Here is a 22,323-nt window from a genome sequence, read left to right on the forward strand (position 1 = left end):
ATACTTAATATATTTTTTTATAGTGTATTTGACAAATATTTTTTATAAAAAAGATATTAATATAGCTTCAGTTTTTTTTACTATGTATTCAATATACATAATTTATTTTTCTAAAATTCACATCCGAACTCACTCATTAAAAGAGTAAACTTCCATTTAACTTAAGACCACTGTTCTTCAATTAGTGAAAAAATATAATTTAACGTAGCAATCAAAAATAGAAGTTTTAAGATTATTTTTTTACTAATAATAAAGATAAATCGGAACACATTATCCAATTGATGATTGCCAATCGAGCCAAATCTAGCTATTTATAGAAACTGGTACTTGCCATACTAAAAATTGCTAAGGACAACACATGTTAAAAATTTTAGGGCGCGATAACTCTATTAATGTTCGCAAAGTCTTATGGTTGTGTGAAGAACTAGATCTTAAATATGAAAGAGAAGACTGGGGACGAGGCTTTCGCTCGGCACAATCACCTGAATATTTGCAATTAAACCCAAATGGACAAATTCCTGTAGTTTTAGATGGTGATTTAGTCCTTTGGCAATCCAACAGCATTATCCGTTATCTGGCCAATGCTTACGATAAAGAGCAGCAGCTTTATCCTACTCAAGCAAAAGAAAGATTCTTTGTTGACCAGTGGATTGATTGGCAAGCGATTGAGCTGAATAACAGTTGGACTTATACGATTATGTCCCTGCTTAGACATTCACCAGATCATCAAGATCCAAACTTATTAAAACAAGGTATTGATAACTGGAATCATCATATGCAGATTCTTGATCAACAACTCGCAAAAACTCAGGCCTATGTTGCAGGCTCACAATTTAGCTTAGCCGATATTCCAATTGGTCTATCTGTACAGCGCTGGAAAGCCACTCCTTTTAACCATCCAACGCTTAAGCATGTCGACCAATATTTTGAACTGTTAAATCAGTGTGCTGGCTTCTTAAAATGGGGCAATAACGGCGAACCTTAATTTTAAAATAAGCTTTAAGCTGAGTGATGGCGCTTCAAAATGCCATCACTTAAAAGTTGATACACCTGTTTTAAATCATCTCGATTTGCTTTAGCCAATAAGTCTTGATGCATTGCCAAGATATTATGATCTCCCCTTACCGCAGGCCCAGTTTGCATTTGCTTTGGATCATTCTCAGTCGCTTTTTTAGCTGTTTCCAAAATTAAAGGATAGAGCAAGCTAAAGTCCACCTGCTCTTTATCTACAACCTGTTTTGCCATATCAAAACAGTAATTACTAAAATTACAAGCGAACACAGCCGCTAAGTGTAAAGTTAAACGTTGTTTTGAAGTGTATTGATATACTCGGTTACTTAGGCTATTTGCTAAATCTGAAAGTAGCTCCTGATCGACATCTGTTATTGCTTCAACAAATAACGGCGTTGCAGACCAATCAACATCTCTTTCTAAACTAAATGTTTGTAATGGGTAAAATACCCCTGCTTTTTCATGTACATGATTGATGACTTCAATATCAGTACTACCCGAAGTGTGAACAATAAGTGTGTCAGGAAAAAATTCATGAACTTGTTTTACAAGCTCTGCAATTGCACTATCTGAAATCGCTAGAATGATAAGATCGGTTGATTGGAATTGTTGAAGAGATTGGCATGCTTTTGCTTGAATTTTCTCTGCAAATTTTTGGGTTTTATCAAAATCACGCGCATAGACTTGTACGATATTATGACCTTGGCCCCATAAAGCCTTTGCCAAATGAAAGGCAACTCGCCCACTTCCCACCAAACTGATTTTCATATCAATCCAATATTATTTGTCTCAATAAAAAAGCTTCTCAAAATGAGAAGCTTTTTTCAAATTAAAATAACTAATTTTTCATAAATCAGTCTATTATTGGGCTACTGAAAACTCAATACGACGGTTTTTAAAGCGACCTTCTTCTGTCGTGTTTTCTGCAACTGGCTGATCAGAACCATGGCCTTCTGCAACTAATTTAGAAGCATCTACACCTTTAGATTTTAAATAATCTACCACTGCTTGAGCACGGCGTTGAGACAAAGCTTTATTTGCAGCAGCGTTACCTGTTGAGTCGGTATGACCACCCACATTTAATTTGACGCTAGTCACTTTATTTAAAAGTGTTGCAGCTTGGTCAAGAATGGCTTTGTTATCTGCTGGGATGTCACTTGAACCACTCGCAAAATTGATAATTTGCAAGTTAAGTGCTTTCACCAAAGCGTTTACATCAACATTGTTCGGGTCAATTGAGCCTAGAGCAGTTTGTGAAGCAGTTAAGCTATTACTTACAGATTGCTCAGCTGTTACTGGTGCTGTACCAACAACCTCAGTATGTGGCACCAATGCTTTTACTTTTGCAGTTAAAGCTTCTAATGCTGCCGCATCACCCGCTTTCAAAGTAATTTTGTCGCCCACCCATTCTAGAGATGCATTTGGCACACCTTTTAATGCACCTAACACACCAGCAAGTGCATCTTTATCTGTGAATGAAGCTGCATGGGTCTGGCTTGTATCAACATCACAGTCTTTAGTTGCTGAAAGCACTTGTTTCACTTGAGTTTGTAAAGTAGCCAAGAAGCCTTGATCACCAATACCTGCCTGACACTGACTCACTGCACCTTTATCATCAGTGCTTAAAGTTAAACTAGCTGGTGCCGCTGCAGCTTCCACACCACTTGCAGCCGTCGGTTCTGGTGCTGGTACCGCTTCTTTATGCTGACAAGAACGCCATAACCAAGCAATGATCAGACCCAAAATAATGAGGGCAATAATCGGTAAGAACCCACGAGACTTACCTGTATTTTCAGTTGCTGCAGCTAATGGCGGGGCTGCTGAAGTTGCATGTGGAACTGAAGATAAACCTGCACCAAGTCCTAGCGGAGCTAATAAACCCACTGCCCATGCTGGTAAATATGAACGAATAGTATCTGCATGCTGGCGCAAGTAATTCACAATACTTTGCTGGTCATTTCCGGCAACATCTGAAATTGCATTAAGGCTGGGTTTAATTGCACTGTTGAGCGTGCTTTCAATTTCATTATTTGGTGCTGTGCCACTTAAATGGGTAAGTACAGTATTTTTGATTTGGTCATTATGAGAAAAAAGGTCTGATAAGGAAGGAGCCAAACTGTTTTTCAATTGTCCGATAAGATCAGGTTTAGCAGCTAATAATGAAAGTAAAATTGGATAAAACTTAGATAAAGCATTCGATTTTTCGCCTAGGTATCCATCCTGTTCATTTAATAATATTGAAGATACTTTTTCTTTAAGCAATTCTATAGGGTTTATCGACATTGGTTATTCTCCCGAATCTTATACGTCGTAACCAGCAATTTTTGATTATTCAAATACTTCTCTTTGCTGATAGTTTTTTATTCTAATCTTCCTTCAATCTTTTGTTGTTTTTTATATAATTTATATACAATTTTCCATCTAGTATTTACAAAACAGGCAGATCATATTGATCTACCTGTTTATATTTTAAATTTACTTTAACTAATCACTTTATCAGTTAGCAAAAGTTTGAAGTACTTTACCCGTCAAGGTTTGACCCAACAATGGGGTATTTTTTCCTTGCGATAAAATAGTGTCTTTGCTTACTGTCCAGCTTAATTCAGGATCTACCAACACCCATCCAGCTTCATCTTCCCAACGCGAGGTCATATTCGCAACCTGTGCTGGAACACTCGTAACTTTAGCAACCCATTCTAAAGGTTCAAATAAACCCTCATTAATGAGTTGAACGCCTAAAGAGACATAAGTATCAAAAGCGGTAATACCCGGCTGAGTTTCAGCAAATGGCGCCATTTTTGCCGAACTGCTTAAAGGTTCATGGTGCGTACAAATTGCATCAATTACGCCTTCTTTTAATCCTTGACGTAAAAGTTCTTTATCTTGCTCAGAACGTAATGGTGGGCGAACGTGTGCAAGTGAATTGAAACCGTCAATTAAGTGTTCAGTTAAATGTAACTGATGCATTGCAACGTCAGCAGTTACAGGCAAGCCTTTTGCTTTTGCTGCACGAATTAATTCAACCGATGCACCACAAGACAACAAACCAAAGTGAGCTTTTACGCCAGTTGCTTCAATCATAAGCAAATATTTTGCAATCGCTACAGTTTCAGCAAGCGCCGGAATCATCGGCAGACCTTGGCGAGAAGCAATAAAGCCTTCGTGTGTACATCCATCTTTAGCAATTTGTGGTTCTTCAGCATAGAACACAACCGTTAAGCCAAGACCCGCTGCATATTCCAAAGTACGAATAACCACATCATCATTTTCAAAAGCAGCGTTGGCATTTGAAACAGCAGTACAACCACCCTTTTTTAGGCCCGCCATATTTGCTGGTTGTTTACCATTTAGACCTTGGGTTTGAGCACCGATAATATGCATATGAATGCCGCCATCAAGCCATGCCTTTTCAATCAAGCCATGAATAAGCGCACCGTTGTCTTGTACAATCGGTTTTGAGTCTGGTGGAGTAATCACATGCAAAATACCATTAGCACGTGCGGCCTTACCTTCAGATTTAAGTGTACCGTGTTGCTGTTGACCAGGTTCACGTAAACGTGCGCACAAATCAACCATGGTTGGCATTAACCATTTACCTTGTCCATCAATGGTTTGTTCAACTTGCTCTAGTGGAGCAACCAACTTGCCATTTTGAATATATACAGTTTGTACGCTGTCTGTTTTTTGGACTGGGTCTAACACACGTACATTTTCAATTTTTACAATACTCATGTGATCCATTCCTTACAACGTAATCGCTTCAATTAAACCTTGCTCTTGGAGTTGGCCTTGCATTGATAACGCCAATACGGCCATACGAACAGCAATACCATTGGTTACTTGTTTCAAAATAACCGACTGGTCTCCATCTGCAACACTTGAGTCAATTTCTACACCACGATTCATTGGTCCCGGATGCATCACGATACAGTCCGGTTTAGCTAGACCTAGACGCTCTTTGTTTAAACCATACATTCTGTAGAATTCAGACTGCGAAGATAATGCTGGAGAGTCAATACGCTCATTTTGAATACGTAGGGCAATAATCACATCACAATCTGCGATCCCTGCATCCATATTGTTGAATAAACGAACGTGTTCACCATATTCTGAAAAGCCCACTGGCAATAATGTATTCGGTGCAATCACACGAATATCTTTACAGCCCAATGTTTGCAGAGCAGCCACATCCGAGCGTGCTACGCGAGAGTGTTTGATGTCTCCAATAATAGCAACACTCAACTCTTCAAAAGGTTTCTTTGTTTCACGGCGAATCGTAAGCATATCAAGCATCGCTTGCGTTGGATGAGCATGACGTCCATCTCCAGCATTAATAATCGCGACCTTTGGACATACATCTTTAGCAATGAAATGTGCAGCGCCCGAAGATGAATGGCGTACAACAAAAATATCGGCAGCCATTGCTTCAAGGTTCCAAAGCGTATCTCGTAGCGTTTCACCTTTTGATGTACTTGAACGTGCAATATCAATATTCAATACATTGGCAGACAAGCGTTTTGCTGCTGCTTCAAAAGTAGTACGGGTACGGGTGGAGTTTTCAAAAAAAAGATTCATCACCGTCAACCCTTCTAAGAGCGGACGATTAATTAAATTATTATTATCATCTAAAAAGCTTTGTGCGGTATCTAAAATCTTCGTGAGGTTTTCTTTTGAAAGTCCCTCAATTGTTAAAAAATGTTTTAAATTTCCGTCCTGATTGAGCTGAACCTGGCTCGGCTGATGCAACGCTGCAATATGCATAATGGATTCCTATGGGTCGAATCGCGAAAACGTGCATAGTGTAGCTGAATTCCGCTCTTTTCGCAGAAGAACTTTACAGAATAAGACCCTAAATTGACCAAAATTTAAGGTCTTATTCGAGATTACCTTAAGGCACCAATATAATGATGTGGAACTTGTGCCCGATAAATGTCTTCAGCTGTTATTTCTGGCTCTTCATCGCTCTTAACAACAGGGAGCGTTTCTTTTTGAGAAGGTTCTGGCAGTGTTTCAACTAATGATCTTAATCGCTCAACACATCGTTTTAATTCATCATCCTCTGTTTCTAACGCCACCGTAATTACATATTTTGCATAATCTTTATTTTGAATCACATACATTGCATCTATTACCCGCCCTGTTACCCGACGCATACGTACATATATTTGTGTGGCCACTGAGAAAGCATCCGCATTAGCAATAAAACCATTCCCCATCATGTCTTTCATTTATAACGTCCCCATCCATTAAAATTATAAAAATGGTTAAAAATCGACTTTGTCTCTTAAATAAATAACCATCAATTATCTTGGTCTAGCAAAATACATACCAATTACAAGGTATTACTCTTTAAAAATCAGTTTATTGGTTGCTAAATGAAAGGTTGCAATAATTTAAAAACCTTTAGACATCAAAATAAGTTAAACTTTGCATCGTTAATATTTATATGTTTTGGTCAATCGAGTTTATGAATACCTCTTTACGTTTAAACCACTATTGGATTACTTGTGCTGATGGTTTAGAACCCCTCTTACAAGAAGAAATAGAACAACTTGGCACCAAAGTGACAGAACGTAAAGCAGGACGTTTAATCATTGAAGGAACGCTTGAACAAGCTTACCGCATCTGTATGTGGTCGCGTCTCGCGTCTCGTGTTTTACTTCCTATTCATACTTATGAACTTGATTTTACGCATGATGCACGTGATGTCGCAGAAGAACTCTACGAAGGTGCAATGAGCTTTGACTGGTCACTTGTTTTTGCACCACAAAGTACCTTTGCAATTCGCTTGCATGCAGAACGTGAAATCATGGTCAATTCACAATTTGCTACACTTCGTGTAAAAGATGGTGTTGTTGATTCCTTTATGGAAGCTGTAGGTCGCCGTCCTAGCATTGACACCAAACAACCAGAAATTACGATATATGCTTTGGCAGGTAAAACTGAACATACCTACTGTCTAGATTTATCAGGTGATTCGCTCCATAAGCGTGGTTACCGCCGTTACATGACAGATGCACCAATTAAAGAAAACCTTGCTGCGGCAATTTTACAAAAAGCTCAGCTCAAACAGCGTAATCCAGAGATTGTACTTGACCCAATGTGTGGTTCAGGCACATTCATCATTGAAGCATTAATGATTTTAACTGACCGTGCACCGGGACTTGTTCGCCGTTTTGGATTTAATGGCTGGCATGGTCATGACCGCGACCTTTGGCTTTCACTTAAAGCAGAAGCAGCAGAACGTCACGAAAAGGCACTTCAATTAACTTTACCTAAATTTTATGCCTACGATGCAGATTGGGAAGCAATTAAAGCAACCCGTGAAAATATTATTGCAGCAGGCTTTGAAAATTTATTAGGACAGATTCAAATCGAAGAGCGCACTTTAGCTGACTGGCCAGATTTTGCTGCTGAAGGCAAAACTGCATTTATTGTCACTAACCCGCCTTATGGTGAACGTTTAGGTGAAAAAGCTTCAAACCGTTCTCTATACTTAGGTTTATCAGCGCTTTTACAAAAACATTTCCCAAATCAATATGCAGCAGTTATTGCAGCTCAAATTGAACAATCTGATGTTCTAGCATTTGAAGCGCCTGAAACCTTACGCTTAATGAATGGTAAGTTGCCAATTTATATTCGTTTCGGTGTAATCAAACCTGAAAAAGTAACTCAACCATTTTTAGCAACTTGGCAAGCTCAACCTATTGAAATGGAAGAAGCTCAAGACTTCGCTAACCGTTTGCAAAAAAATATGACTGCCTTGAAAAAATGGGCAACGAAAGAAAATGTTTATTGTTTACGTTTGTATGATGCAGACTTACCTGACTTTAATGTCGCTGTTGACTTATATGGTGACCGTTTACACGTTCAGGAATATGCACCACCAAAAACAATCGATCCAGAAAAAGCTAAAAAACGTTTTAATTTAGCGCTTGCTGCAATTCGTGCTGTTACTGGCTTAAACCGTGATGCCATCTTTATTAAGACACGTGCACGCCAAACGGGTACAACTCAATATACAAAGCAAAGTACAGCTTCAAAACGTTTTATCGTTCAAGAAGGTAAAGCTAAAATTTTAGTTAACCTGACTGATTATCTAGACACGGGTTTATTCCTTGACCATCGTCAAATGCGTTTACGTATTGCTCAAGAAGCACGTGGTAAACACTTCTTGAACTTATATAGCTATACGTCTACTGCAAGCTTACATGCTGCGCTTGGCGGTGCTGCTAGTACAACAAGTGTGGATTTATCTAACACTTACCTAAACTGGTCAAAAGAAAACTTTGTTTTAAATGGCTTAACTGTAGATCATGCAGATGAACAACACATGTTCTTTGCCAGCGACTGTTTTGAGTGGTTAAAAGAAGGTCATGAACAATACGATCTTATTTTTATTGACCCGCCGACATTCTCAAACTCGAAAAAATTCTATGGTACATTCGATGTACAACGTGACCACATCTCGCTTATTAAACGCGCAATGAACCGTTTACACAGTGAAGGTACGCTCTACTTCTCGAATAACTATCGCGGTTTTGAAATGGACGAAGAGATCGAAGCTATTTTTCAGGTTGAAGAAATTACTTCTGAAACCATCGGCCTTGATTTTAAACGTAATCAAAAAATCCACCGTGCATGGAAAATTCAGCACCCTGGTCTAGATCAGTATTAATGAGACTAGAGGTTATTATTACTTCACGGTAATAATAACCTCACCATGAACATTTTTTGACTCAAAATCATATTTAGTAAAACGGTCTGCTCTTTCCGGTAACGCAATCATTTCTAACTTCTTCTTTTCTTTGCTATCAACAACATGATTCTGTTTTTGTTCTTGATACGGAGAAAGTACGCTGGTTCTAAGCGCATTCCATCGAACTTGCTGTAAATAGTTATCTCCTAACGCCTGCTGTACTTGTTGTTGTTCTCTCGCAGGCTTTTTGGCATCGTCCTGAGCTTTGGCAATAATCACGGGTAAAGATGCAGTTATCGCTCCTGTTTGAGTTGCAAGCGCACTTTCCGACATTGGTTGTGCTGCCCATGTAGTTGATAATAATACAGATACACAGCTCAAAATTCCCAGCATATATCCTTGTTTATTGTTCATTTCCTTCATCCTAAAATTGTTATTGTTTGTTATATCAAACAAAATTAACAATTTTTTAAGCATGTCGCAATGTTATAAATAAACTTCCCGACCATTAACATTGATCATTTTAAAACCTGATTTTTTTCACAGGCATTTTGTGAATATTCAAGCAGTTTTATAGATTTTTATCCCAGACTTGAATGACACCCTTAAATCACTTACTGTAATTTTATAATTTATCTGTAAATTGATTTTATTTATAAATAAACACCATTCGAGGTGAAATAATGCTTCAGCACTGCTGCCAACTATTAGAAAATCGTCAACTCAAAATTGCCTTTATTGAAAGTGCCAGTTCTGGTTATTTAACCAGTCAATTTTCTATTCATAAAAATAGTGGAGCAGACATTTTACTGGGTGGTTTAGTAAGTTATGACCCCAGCATTAAAATTAGTATCTTAAAAGTTAATCCAAAGTTAATAGAGACTTACACAGCAGAGTCACCACAAGTTACAGAGGAAATGTGCAAGCGGGGACAAACATTATTTCCAAAAGCCGATATTATTGTAAGTTGTACTGGGCTATTAAAATCTGGAGGAAGTGAAACCTCAGAAAAACCCGTAGGTACCTTTTTTATCTGCATTTCTTATCAAGAATGTATTTATCATTACCATTATTTTTTATCTGGCCATCCCGAACAAAAGTTAAAGACATTAACTCAGAAAGTTTCAGACACCCTCATTGCTTTACTCACACCAAAAACCCAAATAGCTTCGCCATAAAAAAAGAGAATATGTTTCCATATTCTCTTTTCGGTTTTAGCAGAACAAGATTAGCTGAGTTTCATTTTATCGAAGACTAAATGACCATTTTCACCTTTTACTAAAATGGTATCACCTGCGACAAAATCACCCGACAAGATTTTTTGAGCCAATGTATTTTCAATCTGTTGTTGAATCGCACGTTTTAATGGACGCGCGCCATAAACAGGATCGAAACCAGCATCAATCAATAAATCAAAAGCAGTGTCATCTACAGTTAAACTCATATCACGATCAACCAGACGTGAACGTAATCGATCCAACTGAATATCGGCAATGCCTCGAATTTGTGCTTTTTTGAGTGAATGGAAAATCACCAATTCATCAATCCGGTTAATAAATTCCGGACGGAAATGCTGAGTTACCGCATTCATTACAATAGTACGCACTTCATCGTCTGTTGCACCCTCACCTAGCTCACGTACATCTTGTGAACCTAAGTTCGAAGTCATCACAATCACAGTGTTTTTAAAGTCCACTACTCGGCCTTGTGAGTCTGTTAAGCGACCGTCATCCAACACTTGTAGCAAGATATTGAATACATCTGGATGCGCTTTTTCAACCTCATCAAACAACACCACACTATATGGCTTACGGCGAACAGCTTCAGTTAAAACACCGCCTTCTTCATAACCCACATATCCTGGAGGTGCACCCACTAAACGACTAACCGAATGTTTCTCCATGAATTCACTCATGTCGATACGAATCATGGCATCATCACTGTCAAACAAGAAGTTCGCCAGAGCTTTGGTCAACTCAGTTTTACCAACACCTGTTGGACCTAAGAACAAGAATGAACCACTTGGGCGATTCGGATCAGACAAGCCTGCACGTGAACGACGAACTGCGTTAGACACAGCAACGACAGCTTCATCTTGCCCTACAACTCGGTCATGTAAAAACTCTTCCATATTAAGGAGTTTTTCACGCTCGCCTTGCATCATTTTAGCAACCGGAATTCCTGTTGCGGCACTCACAACTTCGGCAATTTCATTTTCAGTCACTTTAGTACGAATGAGTTTTGGCTCTTCGTTTTCTTCAGCAACTTCGTCTTGCTCCAGTTGTTTTTGCAACTCTGGAATTACGCCATACTGTAAACGTGCTGCTTCAGCCAAATCACCTTCACGCTGAGCTTTCTCAAAAGCAATACGCGCTTTATCAAGTTCAACCTGAGCCTGTTTAGTACCCTCGACAAGAGTCTTCTCAGATTTCCAGATTTCTTCAAGATCGTTGTATTCTTTCTCGACTTCAGCAATCTGTTTTTCAAGATGATTAACTTCAGCTTTACTGCCGACATCTTCATCTTTTTTCACAGCTTCCAATTGCATTTTCAACTGGATTAAACGGCGATCAAGTTTATCAAGTGCTTCAGGTTTAGAGTCAATTTCCATCTTAATACGAGAAGCCGCTTCATCAATCAAGTCAATTGCTTTGTCTGGTAATTGACGATCAGTAATATAGCGATGAGACATTTTTGCCGCGGCAATAATCGCTGAGTCTAAAATTTGCACACCATGGTGAGTGGCATATTTCTCTTTTAGACCACGTAAAATCGCAATGGTATCTTCAACACTTGGTTCATCAACCAACACTTTTTGGAAACGACGCTCTAATGCAGCATCTTTTTCAATATATTGGCGATATTCATCTAAAGTTGTTGCACCCACACAGCGTAATTCACCACGAGCTAATGCAGGTTTTAACATATTACCTGCATCCATAGCGCCATCACCTTTACCTGCGCCTACAAGCGTATGCAGCTCGTCAATAAACAGGATGATTTCGCCTTCGTGTTTTGCCAAATCTTTTAAAACAGCTTTTAAACGTTCTTCAAACTCACCACGATATTTAGCACCAGCAAGTAATGAACCTAAATCTAAAGATAAAACACGTTTGCTTTTTAAGCCTTCTGGCACTTCACCATTGACAATACGCTGAGCCAAACCTTCAACAATAGCTGTTTTACCTACACCCGGTTCACCAATAAGAACAGGGTTGTTTTTTGTACGACGTGATAAAACTTGAATGGTACGGCGGATTTCGTCATCACGCCCAATCACCGGATCAAGTTTTCCAGATAAAGCACGCTCAGTTAAATCAATCGTATATTTATTAAGTGAGTCACGTTGATCTTCGTGATTATTACTCATGACTTTGTCACTACCTCGAATATGTTCAATTACTTTACGTAGACTGTCGGGAGTTACACCTACGGCACTTAAAATATTTTTAGTTTCGCCTGTCTCTGCTAAGCCTAATAGCACCCAATCAGTTGACAAAAATTCATCACCCGCCTTTTGCGCATATCTATCTGCCAGATTAAGCGCCTTAACAGCTTCAGGGTTTAAATTGACATCCCCAGTCGGATTCGCAATGGTCGGAGCATCTTTTATAGCTTGCTCAAGCTTTTGTTTAAGTTCAGGTAACCGTGCACCTGCTTGTTGCAACAAACTAATATTTGATGGCTCTTCTAAGAGGGTACTCAAAATATGAATACCTGCTATCGCGGTGTGGTCTTTACCCATCGCTAAAGATTGAGCATCTGAAAGGGCTTGCTGCAAGCGGTTTGTAAATTTTTCAAAACGCATTCTTGTTATTCCTCACAACAAATTTGTACTTGTCTAATAGATGGGAACACTTTTTCGGATTTCAAATAAATTTATATATATTTTTCATAATGTTATTAAAATAACAACGAGTAAAACTCCATTATAATATGGGATTGTTTTGTATATATTTCAAGTACAGTTCAGCTACATTTTATTAAAATACTTGAATATTTAGCTTCATGCTTATTCATACTACGCTTTTCACAAACTCTTCATTGAGAATTTAATGATTAAGCTTTAGTTTATCTTGCTAGTTTACTACTCGTTTTGAAATGAAAAATGCACTTTAAACACATTCTATTAACAACAACTTGTCTTTTTACTTCGGCACTGGCAATCGCCGAGCTTCCACAAGACTCAAGAAGACCCGGTGGGATTGCAATTATTCCCCTAACTAGCGATATTACTCAGGTTACCTTTCAACAAAAGCCAGTTTTAATTAGCCAGGAAGGTCAGCAACGTTATGCTGTTGTGGGTATTCCGTTATCTACCCCACTTGGTAGTGTACAACTCGATACGAATAAAACCCCTATTCAAATAGAAATTAAGTCTTATCCTTATGCGGAGCAACGGATTAAAGTCACTAACCAAGATTATGTGAACCCGAACCAAAGCCAGTTAGACCGCTATGCTCAAGAAGCTAAAGAACAAAATGATGTTTATAGCTCATTTACAAAGAGTTCATGGCAAACCTTACCAGCATTTATACGCCCAACTTCAGGGAAGTTTTCCAATTCTTTTGGAAGAAAACGCTTTTTTAATGGTGAAGAGCGCGCTCCTCACTCAGGGTTAGATATCCCTGCACCAGTAGGACAAAAAGTTGTTGCACCAGCAGATGGTGTCGTTATCCAAACCGGATCTTATTTTTTTAATGGTCAAACTGTGTTGATTGATCATGGCCAAGGCCTAGTCAGCATGTTCTGCCATTTAAGCGCAATTAAAGTAGAAAAAGGTCAACATATTCGCCAAGGAGAAACACTAGGTTTAGTGGGCAAAACTGGACGCGTGACAGGTCCTCATCTGCATTGGGGCATGAGCCTTAATAATGCTCGGGTAGATCCGCAGCTTTTTCTAAATACAGCTCGTTAATTTAAGGCTTTACGAAAATACTTTGGTGCTTCGATATAGCCTTCTCTTAGGTAAAATTGATGTGCCAAAGGTCTTTGTACTCCAGAATGAAGTTCCATTCGATCACAACCACGGTGCTTGGCTTGTTGCTCAGCTTCTTGTATGAGTAAGTGCCCTACACCTTTACTACGTATATTCTCATCAACGCATAGATAGCATATTTTGGCAAAGTCACCCTCTAAGGCAATTTGCGGAATAAAATAAAGAGATAAAAAACCACAAATCTTGCCATTTTCTTCAGCAACCAAAATTTGTGAGTTAGAGTCGTTATTTAATATTTCAAATTTTTCTTGGATAAGCGTGAGTGGCTGTGGGTAGCCCATCTGTTTAAGTAAATCGCATATTGCTTGAGTATCGTTCCATTTAGCAGTACGAATATTCATTTCATCCCTCATCTTATTTTTTAATTATTTTTGACAATAAAAAAGCCAACTCTAATGTCAGCTTCTTTTAATTTTTAGCTATCAAAAAACTGTCTTATTCCGCTTCAATAATTTCAAAGTCATGGGTGATTTCTACACCACCATCGGAAAGCATTTTACTCGCTGAACAATATTTTTCGGCAGACAATTCAACCGCTTTTGCAACCTGTTTTTCTTTAACAGCTTTACCTGTTACCACAAAGTGTAAGTGGATTTTAGTAAAAACAGCTGGAATTGTGTCAGCGCGCTCAGCTTTTAAACTACATACAACATTCGTCACATCTTGGCGAGATTTTTTTAAAATGGTCACAATATCAAACGAAGCACACCCACCAAGTCCCATTAATAGCAATTCCATAGGACGTGGACCACGGTTTTCACCACCATACTCAGGTGAGCCATCCATAATGACACTATGCCCACTATCCGATTTCGCTTCAAAAGCAACATTCTCTAGCCAATGTACACTTGTTTGCATTGCAACTACCTAAAAAAAATTATAAATTTAAGCAGGGTCTGTTGACATTTCATCTATGGATTGCGTTAGAGCTAAAAATTAATCCAAATAAGACGCAAAACCCAGACAATGGCAATCCTTTGTCCAGTTTTGTTATATAGTTTGTGAAATTTCAGCCATAATCTGAGTTGCCATTTAAGCAGCGCAGGCACAGCGCAAGACCATGTTATTTTGTACGTTCCGTTGTTAAGATCTATTTATTTAGAATGGCTAAATTTCATAGCTCTTGCTTGGTAACGTCTAAAAGAATTGTCTTATGTCGCAACCATCTGTGAAATGTCAACAGACCCTTGTTTTGTACACTAACATAAAATGAGTTGATAAGGAATTTCATCTCTTCTGTGTAATAGCTCATCTCGGGCTTGTGTGAATTGTTTACCCTATTCGGAACATATTAAGCATGACTTCAAATTTTTCACAACTCAGCACAGATGCTTTATCTCCGGGGCAACTACCTGAATCCGTTAAAGCATTGTTAAAACGTGCTCACATCAACAGATATCCAAAACGAACCACAATTGTTGATGCAGGAACAGAGTCGAAATCTTTATATTTAATTTTAAAAGGCTCAGTTTCAATTATTTTACGTGAAGATGACGAACGTGAAATTGTTGTCGCATATTTGAATCCGGGCGACTTCTTTGGGGAAATGGGGCTTTTCGAACCGAACCCGCAACGTACAGCTGAAGTTCGTACGCGTGATGTATGTGAAATTGCAGAAATTTCTTATGACAACTTCCACGAACTTAGCAAACAATATCCGGACTTAAGTTATGCTGTTTTTGCACAACTTGTTCGCCGTCTAAAAAATACAACTCGTAAAATGACAGATCTTGCGTTTATTGATGTATCTGGGCGTATTGCACGTTGTTTAATTGACTTATCTTCACAGCCAGAAGCAATGATTTTGCCAAACGGTCGTCAAATTCGTATTACTCGTCAAGAAATTGGCCGTATTGTGGGATGTTCACGTGAGATGGTTGGCCGTGTACTCAAAACCTTAGAAGATCAAGGCATGATCCAGACAGACGGTAAAGCTATTCTTATTTTTGATGTTTCATTAGAAGAAGCACCTGTTTCTGATGAAGACTATGATGATGAAGAATAATATTTATTAAATTTTTAATAAAAAGCAAACTTCGGTTTGCTTTTTTTATATGCAACAATGAGTTAATACACAAAACTTACAAACTATTCTAATTTTATGATTTAAGTTGAATACATATTCTCCGTTAGGCTAACTCAAAATTTCCAAGGATTCCGCTGTATGCAATTTAACCCACTTAGTCGCACAGGCCTCAAGCTTCCAGAAATTTGTTTAGGCACCATGACATTTGGTGAGCAAAACTCTCAGCAAGAAGCATTTGAACAACTCAATTATGCTTTGGCACACGGTTTATATTTTTGGGATACGGCAGAGATGTATTCGGTTCCGCCAAAACCTGAAACCTATGGTGCAACTGAAACAATTATTGGCAATTGGTTTGCCCAAAATGGTCAACGTGACAAAGTCTTTCTTGCTTCTAAAATTGCAGGACCTGGCTTTGGAGGAACACACATCAGAGAAGGCCATACGCGCTTCAACAGCGATCATATTGCTAAAGCCCTAGATGGCTCCCTGAAACGTCTCCAAACCGACTATATCGACCTTTATCAACTGCACTGGCCTGAACGTCACACCAACTTTTTCGGTACGCTAGCCTATGGCAACCAACAAGCACAAAATGATTACGACACCACCCCTCTAGAAGAAACATTACTTGCTCTACAAGAAGAGATTAACCGAGGGCGCATTCGCTATATTGGTTTATCGAATGAAACGCCGTGGGGCACGATGAAATTTTTACATTTGGCTGAAAAGTTAGGTGTCAGTAAGTTTGTAAGTGTTCAAAATCCATATAGTCTACTCAACCGCACCTATGAAATAGGTATGTCTGAAATTGCGAAATATGAAGATGTTGGCTTACTTGCCTACTCTCCTCTTGCTTTTGGCTATCTCTCTGGCAAGTTTAGAAATGGTGCTCGTCCTGCTAATGCTCGTGTCACATTATTTCCTCGTTTTAGCCGCTATAGTAACCCTCAAAGCGAATGGGCAACTGAGCAATATGCACAGCTAGCAGAGAAACATGGACTAAGCTTAACTCAAATGGCATTAGCATTTATTAAACAACAATTCTTTGTGACCAGTACCATTATTGGAGCAACCAACCTAGATCAACTTAAAGAAAATATTCAGGCATTTGAAATTGAATTATCTAGTGAAGTTTTAGAAGGTATTAAAGCTATTCACACCCAACAACCCAACCCTGCCCCATAAACAAAAAACGGATGCTGAAGCATCCGTTTTCTTAATCTATAAAGAGTTTTATAACTTATCTACGGCTATTATAAACTGCCATTGCTGCAGGTAAGTTTTTACGCATATCCCCAATACGCTGAGAGTTAGATGGGTGAGTAGACAAGAATGATGAACCACCGCCACCTTCAAGTTTATTCATTTTTTCCCAAAGTGTAATCGCTGCATTTGGATTATAACCTGCACGTGCCATTAGCATTAAGCCGCCTTGGTCAGCACGACTTTCCAAGCTACGAGAATATGGCAAGCCTACACCCACTTGTGAACCTAACTGAGCCGCAGCCGACCCTAGTTGCCCCACATTACCACCATTAATCTGACTTAAGCCAATATTTAATGCTAAATCAGTTAAAGCTTGAGCACCAATTTTACTTTTCGCATGCTCTTCTAAGGCGTGAGTCATTTCATGCCCCATAACAGCTGCAATTTCAGCATCTGTCAGGTTCAATTTATTCACAATACCTGTATAGAACACCACTTTACCACCAGGTGCAACATAAGCATTAATGGTATCTGATTTCAACACCGCTAACTGCCAGCTAAATGGCTGACCAGTCTGATTCATCTGGTTCGCATATGGTTTTAAACGGTTAAATACAGCATTAATACGGTTATATGTACTAGAACTTGTATCGAGAGCACCCTTACCACGTGCTTCCTGCACCATCTTATTAAAACCTTGAGCAGATTGAGCATTTAAGGTTGCTGTATCTGCACCTGCCATGTCCGCTACTGTTGCACAGCCAGAAATGGTCATCACACTTGCTGCACACAAGCTTAAAAAGAGTTTTTTATTCATCAACATGGATCACCTAATTCGTTAAAAAAGCTGTTTATTCTTTTGCACTTATTATAAGAAATCCCGCTTATGCTTTGAATGTCTCATTCCTTCATGATCATAGTATTTATGTAACGATCAAGTCGATAAAGTCATCAAATAAATCCAAAAAATCAAACATATTACATTTAAGCCAAGATAAACATGACTTAAGGTTTTAACTTTCTCTTCAAGATTAGGACTTTCCCTTTTCCAGAGTAAATAGCTATTTTGTATGAGTACAACAGGAATTAACACACATGCGAACAAAACTGACAAGCTCATAAAAGCAGTCATAAAGAAATCTTCATGATATGTTTGTCCATAAATGACCAGCATAGCCAGCGTTGGAGATCCACCAATAGCAAATAAAAACGAATAGAAAATTGTTTTTGAAATAGTCGGTTGCAGCTTCATCCTGAGCCCCTCATCCCTCATCTATGTATATAAGGTTTTAATCTGAATTAAGCAAAACGAAAACTGCACTTTAGTCGGGTATAAAAAAGCCCCCTTTTAGGAGGCCTTTTTAATCTTTGCTAATTAAGCAGAGAATGGATGACGTAAAACAATTGTTTCTGCACGGTCTGGACCAGTTGAAACGATATCAATCGGACATTCGATTAATTGTTCAATACGCTTCACATAAGCTAAAGCATTTGCTGGTAATTGATCAATACTGGTTAAACCAACAGTCGACTCGCTCCAACCTGGCATAGTTTCATAAATTGGTTTCAAGCATTCAAAAGAAACCGCATCAGAAGAACCTACACAGCCTGAATCTGTATTTTCATAGCCCACACAGATTTTTACTTCTTCTAAACCATCTAGAACGTCTAGTTTAGTTAAGCAAATACCAGAAAGTGAGTTTACATCTACAGAACGGCGAAGAATTTCAGCATCAAACCAACCACAGCGACGTTGACGACCAGTAGAAGCACCAAATTCATGACCAACTGTACCAAGGTGTTTACCCACTGGGTCACCAGCATCAGCTGCTGCATCGTAAACCAATTCAGTTGGGAATGGGCCAGCACCTACACGTGTTGTATAAGCTTTAGTAATACCTAATACATAATCAAGATGTAAAGGTCCCATACCTGAACCAGAGCTTACGCCACCAGCAGTTGTATTTGAACTTGTAACGTATGGATAAGTACCATGGTCAATATCTAGAAGTGAGCCTTGAGCTCCTTCAAACATTACAGCCTTACCTTCTTTGCGATAGTCATGCAACACTTTAGTAACATCAACTACTAATGGAGCAAGAACTTCACGCCATTGGTTGCAAAGAGCCAATACATCTTCAAATTTAACAGCTTCTACACCGTAGAACTGAGTTAATTGGAAGTTATGTAACTCAAGCATTTCTTGGAGTTTTTCTTCTAATGCCGCGCCACCACGAACAAGGTCAGCAACTCGCACTGCACGGCGAGCTACTTTATCTTCGTAAGCAGGACCAATACCACGACCTGTAGTACCGATTTTAGCATTACCACGTTTCTTTTCACGTGCCTGATCAAGTGCAATGTGGTTAGGCAAAATAAGTGGACAGTTTGGAGAAATACGTAGGCGTTCTTTAACAGGAACACCTTCAGCTTCCAAAATTCCCATTTCTTCAATTAATGCTGCTGGTGAAAGCACCACGCCATTACCAATTAAGCACAATACGTTTTCACGTAAAATACCTGATGGAATGAGGTGCAATACAGTCTTTTTACCACCTACGACAAGAGTATGACCTGCGTTATGTCCGCCTTGATAACGTACTACCGCAGCCGCCTGATCTGTGAGCAGGTCGACGATTTTACCTTTACCTTCGTCGCCCCATTGGGTACCAAGTACCACAACATTCTTGCCCATAATAGCCTCATTACATCATGCTGTTAAAATTGGAAACCATCAGTAAAAATTTACCGTTGGCGTTTAAATCTTTTCAATATTCCATTGACCATTTTGCGACACCAGTTGATGTGTTGCATAAGGAATAGAAGTTAAATCATCATTACCTAACAATTGAACGACACGTAAACCTTGAGCACGTGCAATCGAAATTGCTGAGAGTAAATCTTGTTCTGAGCCTTTTGGAGCAACAACAGTTTCTATTTCGGCGAACTGATTTGCACCTAAAGCATATAAATCGCAACTGAAGCCAGTAGCAGGACGTGCACGACCAAAGTGCTCACCTATACCATCGTAACGGCCACCCTGCGCTAACGGCGCAGCACGGTTCGGCGCATATACTGCATACATTAAGCCAGTGTGATAGTGATAACTACGTAGCTCTACAACATCAATACCGATATTGAGATTTGGCCAACGCCCTTTAATTTGCTCAAGCGTCGTCTTCAGAGCATCTAATGCTGACTTAAATTCAGCATCTTGCAAAATATTGGCACTTAAATTCGTCTGTAATGCTTCTAGATCACTAGAATAACGACCAAGCGCATAGAAATCAGAACCCATGTTAAGGCTTTGAGTAAACTCTGCTAACTCTGGCAATGCTTTTCTTTGATAAAGATCAGACAGTTCATGTTCTTCATTTTTTGACAGGCCAGCATACTTCACTAGACTGCGGAACAAACCTACATGGCCCAAATCTAAATGCGCGCCTTGTAAAGTATAGATGTTCTCAATCAATCCCAGCATAACATCGACCATTTCGACATCAGCTTCGATACTATCGTGGCCATATAACTCTGCACCTAATTGCAAAGGTGCACGTGTGGCATTGAAGTTTTGTGGTTTAGTATGTAATACAGTCCCTGAATAACAGTAACGAGCAACACCTTCAACTGGTCTTACATGTGCATCAATACGTGCAACTTGTGGCGTCATATCAGCACGAACACCGAGTAAACGGCCTGAGAGCTGATCAATAACCTTAAAAGTTACTAAATCTAAGTCTTGATTTGATTCTGATAATGAAGACAACGATTCGATGTATTCGATAAATGGTGTATATACCAATTGATAACCTCGCACCGCGAGGAAATCTAAAGCTTCACGGCGAAGTTTTTCAATGACTTGTGCCTGTTCCGGCAATACATCTGCTACCCCGTCAGGCAGCAACCATGTCTCTGAAATGGTCATATTTCAAGCCTAAAATCTGATCAACGTGGAACGACCCCACATAAAAAAATCGGGAACACACCCGATTTCTCTTAGTGTAGCATGATACTTTCTGCCATGCACCTGACAATTTGCATAAATCTTTCTTAATAAACTCTAAAGTCAAAAAGAAGATTTAAACAATTAATAATAATATTCAATACCTTACTCTGCTTTTCTTATATCATAGTCAAAAGTTCTTCGACCAAAGAATGGGCCAATATCTGAACTATCACCTGGTTGCCAGTTAACTAAATTTAATCTTTGAATAGCTTTCTTAAGTTATTTTAAATTCAGAAAGAATCACACAAATCCAATAATCGATTTGCATAGCCCCATTCATTATCGTACCAAGCAAATACTTTAGCTTGATGCCCAACGACCATAGTCTGAGTTAAATCCACGATGAGTGAATAAGGTGAATGGTTAAAATCACTGGAAACTAACGGCTCATCTGTTACTGCCATAATTTCTGCATAATCTGTTTGAGATGCTTTGATTAGCAATTCATTAATATGATGCACAGTAATTGGAGATTGCGCGATAAAAGTTAAATCAATAGCAGCCACATTAATAGTAGGTACCCGAATTGAATAACCGTCTATACGGTCTTCCATTTTAGGCATAACACGTTTTAATGCACCGAGTGCACTAGATGTGGTCGGAATAATATTTTGTCCTGAAGCTCTAGCGCGGCGCAAATCACGATGTGCGTGATCGAGTACAGATTGGTCTGCCGTTACTGCATGAATTTCGGTCATAAGCGCTGTTTCAATACCAAAAGCATCATCAATGATTTTCACCAATGGAACTAAAGCCTGCGTAGTACATGAAACGCTTGATATGATCTGATCAGTCACTTTCACTTCATGATGGTTCACACCATAAACAATGGCTGCATCGACATGATCAAAAGGTGCTGCCCCAATAATGACACGCTTCGCCCCTGCTTGTAGATGACGCGTTGCATCAGCGTGAGAACGGAACAGTCCTGTACACTCAAGTACCACATCAATATCTAAACTAGACCATGCTAAAAGTTCGGGTTGTTTTTGGTTTAAAACCTCAACTTTTAGCGTTCGTTGATTTGACTGAATATTCAAAAAAACTTTTTCATTTTTAATGAATATTTCCACATTTCCATTGAAGCGGCCATGTGTTGAGTCATATTTAAATAAATGCACTAATGTCTGTACATCTGCTATGTCGTTAATCGCCACGATTTCAAATTGAAATTGTTTTGAGCTCTCAAACCAGGCACGTAATACATTACGTCCAATTCGGCCAAACCCATTAATGGCGATACGTTGCATGACCTATCCTTATCTACAAAACTACAGGCTAAAGAAGGCATATAGTAAAGCACGTCACGCCTAATTGAATATAGATTTTTAGCCAAATCACAGTTTTGTAAGATATTCCTTTTAAAATCGTTG

Annotated in this window: 20 protein-coding genes and 1 pseudogene; 6 read left to right on the plus strand and 15 right to left on the minus strand. The window is 38.9% G+C overall.

All coding sequences use genetic code 11. From position 1 onward, the window contains the following. Positions 1-358: 358 nt before the first annotated feature. Positions 359-985, plus strand: coding sequence for a glutathione S-transferase family protein (locus ACS604_RS16600; RefSeq protein WP_474772292.1), 627 nt, complete (start codon positions 359-361; stop codon positions 983-985). 14 nt (positions 986-999) lie between these two features. On the opposite strand, the gene ACS604_RS16605 is transcribed toward ACS604_RS16600, so the two are convergent. The 5 genes from ACS604_RS16605 to ACS604_RS16625 all read right to left on the minus strand — a co-directional run bounded on the left by ACS604_RS16605 (position 1,000) and on the right by ACS604_RS16625 (position 6,239). Next, positions 1,000-1,779, minus strand: coding sequence for a Rossmann-like and DUF2520 domain-containing protein (locus tag ACS604_RS16605; RefSeq protein ID WP_474772293.1), 780 nt, complete (start codon positions 1,777-1,779; stop codon positions 1,000-1,002). A gap of 93 nt (positions 1,780-1,872) precedes the next feature. Then, positions 1,873-3,294, minus strand: coding sequence for an OmpA family protein (locus ACS604_RS16610; RefSeq protein WP_474772294.1), 1,422 nt, complete (start codon positions 3,292-3,294; stop codon positions 1,873-1,875). A 213-nt stretch (positions 3,295-3,507) separates the two neighbouring features. Beyond that, complete coding sequence (locus ACS604_RS16615; RefSeq protein WP_474772295.1) at positions 3,508-4,743, minus strand: dihydroorotase; 1,236 nt, start codon at positions 4,741-4,743, stop codon at positions 3,508-3,510. Between the two features lie 12 nt (positions 4,744-4,755). After that, the gene (locus ACS604_RS16620; protein ID WP_003652674.1) at positions 4,756-5,772 is read right to left on the minus strand and encodes an aspartate carbamoyltransferase catalytic subunit; all 1,017 of its coding nucleotides are present in this window, start codon (positions 5,770-5,772) and stop codon (positions 4,756-4,758) included. Positions 5,773-5,894: 122 nt separating this feature from the next. Continuing rightward, positions 5,895-6,239, minus strand: a complete 345-nt coding sequence (locus ACS604_RS16625; protein WP_474772296.1) for a hypothetical protein — start codon at positions 6,237-6,239, stop codon at positions 5,895-5,897. Between the two features lie 239 nt (positions 6,240-6,478). On the opposite strand from ACS604_RS16625, the gene rlmKL reads away from it, so the two are divergent. Continuing rightward, positions 6,479-8,689, plus strand: coding sequence for a bifunctional 23S rRNA (guanine(2069)-N(7))-methyltransferase RlmK/23S rRNA (guanine(2445)-N(2))-methyltransferase RlmL (gene rlmKL, locus ACS604_RS16630; protein WP_474772298.1), 2,211 nt, complete (start codon positions 6,479-6,481; stop codon positions 8,687-8,689). A gap of 18 nt (positions 8,690-8,707) precedes the next feature. Here rlmKL and ACS604_RS16635 read toward each other — a convergent pair whose 3' ends face one another. Further along, positions 8,708-9,124: a hypothetical protein gene (locus tag ACS604_RS16635; RefSeq protein WP_174742089.1), complete on the minus strand. Its 417-nt coding sequence runs from the start codon at positions 9,122-9,124 to the stop codon at positions 8,708-8,710. 269 nt (positions 9,125-9,393) lie between these two features. Here ACS604_RS16635 and ACS604_RS16640 point away from each other — a divergent pair, with 269 nt between their 5' ends. Further along, positions 9,394-9,888, plus strand: coding sequence for a CinA family protein (locus ACS604_RS16640; protein ID WP_174760018.1), 495 nt, complete (start codon positions 9,394-9,396; stop codon positions 9,886-9,888). A 50-nt stretch (positions 9,889-9,938) separates the two neighbouring features. On the opposite strand, the gene clpB is transcribed toward ACS604_RS16640, so the two are convergent. After that, on the minus strand, positions 9,939-12,518 hold the full coding sequence (clpB, locus tag ACS604_RS16645; protein ID WP_151963557.1) for an ATP-dependent chaperone ClpB: 2,580 nt from the start codon (positions 12,516-12,518) through the stop codon (positions 9,939-9,941). Positions 12,519-12,818: 300 nt separating this feature from the next. Between clpB and ACS604_RS16650 the strand changes: the two genes are divergently transcribed. Continuing rightward, a complete protein-coding gene (locus tag ACS604_RS16650) occupies positions 12,819-13,628 on the plus strand; it encodes a M23 family metallopeptidase (protein WP_151963556.1) in 810 nt (269 codons plus the stop codon). Here the strand turns inward: ACS604_RS16650 and ACS604_RS16655 are convergent. The 3 genes and pseudogenes from ACS604_RS16655 to ACS604_RS16665 form a co-directional block, all read right to left on the minus strand. Further along, positions 13,625-14,050, minus strand: a complete 426-nt coding sequence (locus tag ACS604_RS16655) for a GNAT family N-acetyltransferase (protein ID WP_174742058.1) — start codon at positions 14,048-14,050, stop codon at positions 13,625-13,627. The two genes, ACS604_RS16650 and ACS604_RS16655, sit on opposite strands and share 4 nt — an antisense overlap. 94 nt (positions 14,051-14,144) lie before the next feature. Continuing rightward, positions 14,145-14,567: an OsmC family protein gene (locus tag ACS604_RS16660; RefSeq protein ID WP_004793672.1), complete on the minus strand. Its 423-nt coding sequence runs from the start codon at positions 14,565-14,567 to the stop codon at positions 14,145-14,147. A gap of 135 nt (positions 14,568-14,702) precedes the next feature. Then, positions 14,703-14,765 (minus strand): annotated as a pseudogene (locus ACS604_RS16665) (hypothetical protein); the annotation flags it as partial. 241 nt (positions 14,766-15,006) lie between these two features. Here ACS604_RS16665 and crp point away from each other — a divergent pair. Next, on the plus strand, positions 15,007-15,714 hold the full coding sequence (gene crp / locus ACS604_RS16670) for a cAMP-activated global transcriptional regulator CRP (protein WP_004793675.1): 708 nt from the start codon (positions 15,007-15,009) through the stop codon (positions 15,712-15,714). 159 nt (positions 15,715-15,873) lie between these two features. After that, positions 15,874-16,923: an NADP(H)-dependent aldo-keto reductase gene (locus ACS604_RS16675; RefSeq protein ID WP_474772299.1), complete on the plus strand. Its 1,050-nt coding sequence runs from the start codon at positions 15,874-15,876 to the stop codon at positions 16,921-16,923. 55 nt (positions 16,924-16,978) lie between these two features. Here ACS604_RS16675 and ACS604_RS16680 read toward each other — a convergent pair whose 3' ends face one another. The 5 genes from ACS604_RS16680 to ACS604_RS16700 form a co-directional block, all read right to left on the minus strand. After that, positions 16,979-17,761 (minus strand): M48 family metallopeptidase, encoded by a 783-nt coding sequence (locus ACS604_RS16680; RefSeq protein ID WP_174759382.1) that lies wholly within the window; start codon positions 17,759-17,761, stop codon positions 16,979-16,981. A gap of 117 nt (positions 17,762-17,878) precedes the next feature. After that, entirely contained in the window at positions 17,879-18,196 is a 318-nt protein-coding gene (locus tag ACS604_RS16685) for a hypothetical protein (protein WP_004793680.1), read from the minus strand. A 123-nt stretch (positions 18,197-18,319) separates the two neighbouring features. After that, positions 18,320-19,639: an adenylosuccinate synthase gene (locus tag ACS604_RS16690; RefSeq protein WP_004793683.1), complete on the minus strand. Its 1,320-nt coding sequence runs from the start codon at positions 19,637-19,639 to the stop codon at positions 18,320-18,322. Between the two features lie 63 nt (positions 19,640-19,702). After that, positions 19,703-20,869 (minus strand): ATP phosphoribosyltransferase regulatory subunit, encoded by a 1,167-nt coding sequence (locus tag ACS604_RS16695; RefSeq protein WP_474772301.1) that lies wholly within the window; start codon positions 20,867-20,869, stop codon positions 19,703-19,705. Positions 20,870-21,180: 311 nt separating this feature from the next. Continuing rightward, positions 21,181-22,200, minus strand: coding sequence for a type I glyceraldehyde-3-phosphate dehydrogenase (locus ACS604_RS16700; RefSeq protein WP_474772302.1), 1,020 nt, complete (start codon positions 22,198-22,200; stop codon positions 21,181-21,183). Positions 22,201-22,323 lie beyond the last annotated feature (123 nt).

The sequence above is a fragment of the Acinetobacter sp. Li1LvA2 genome, from assembly GCF_056156705.1.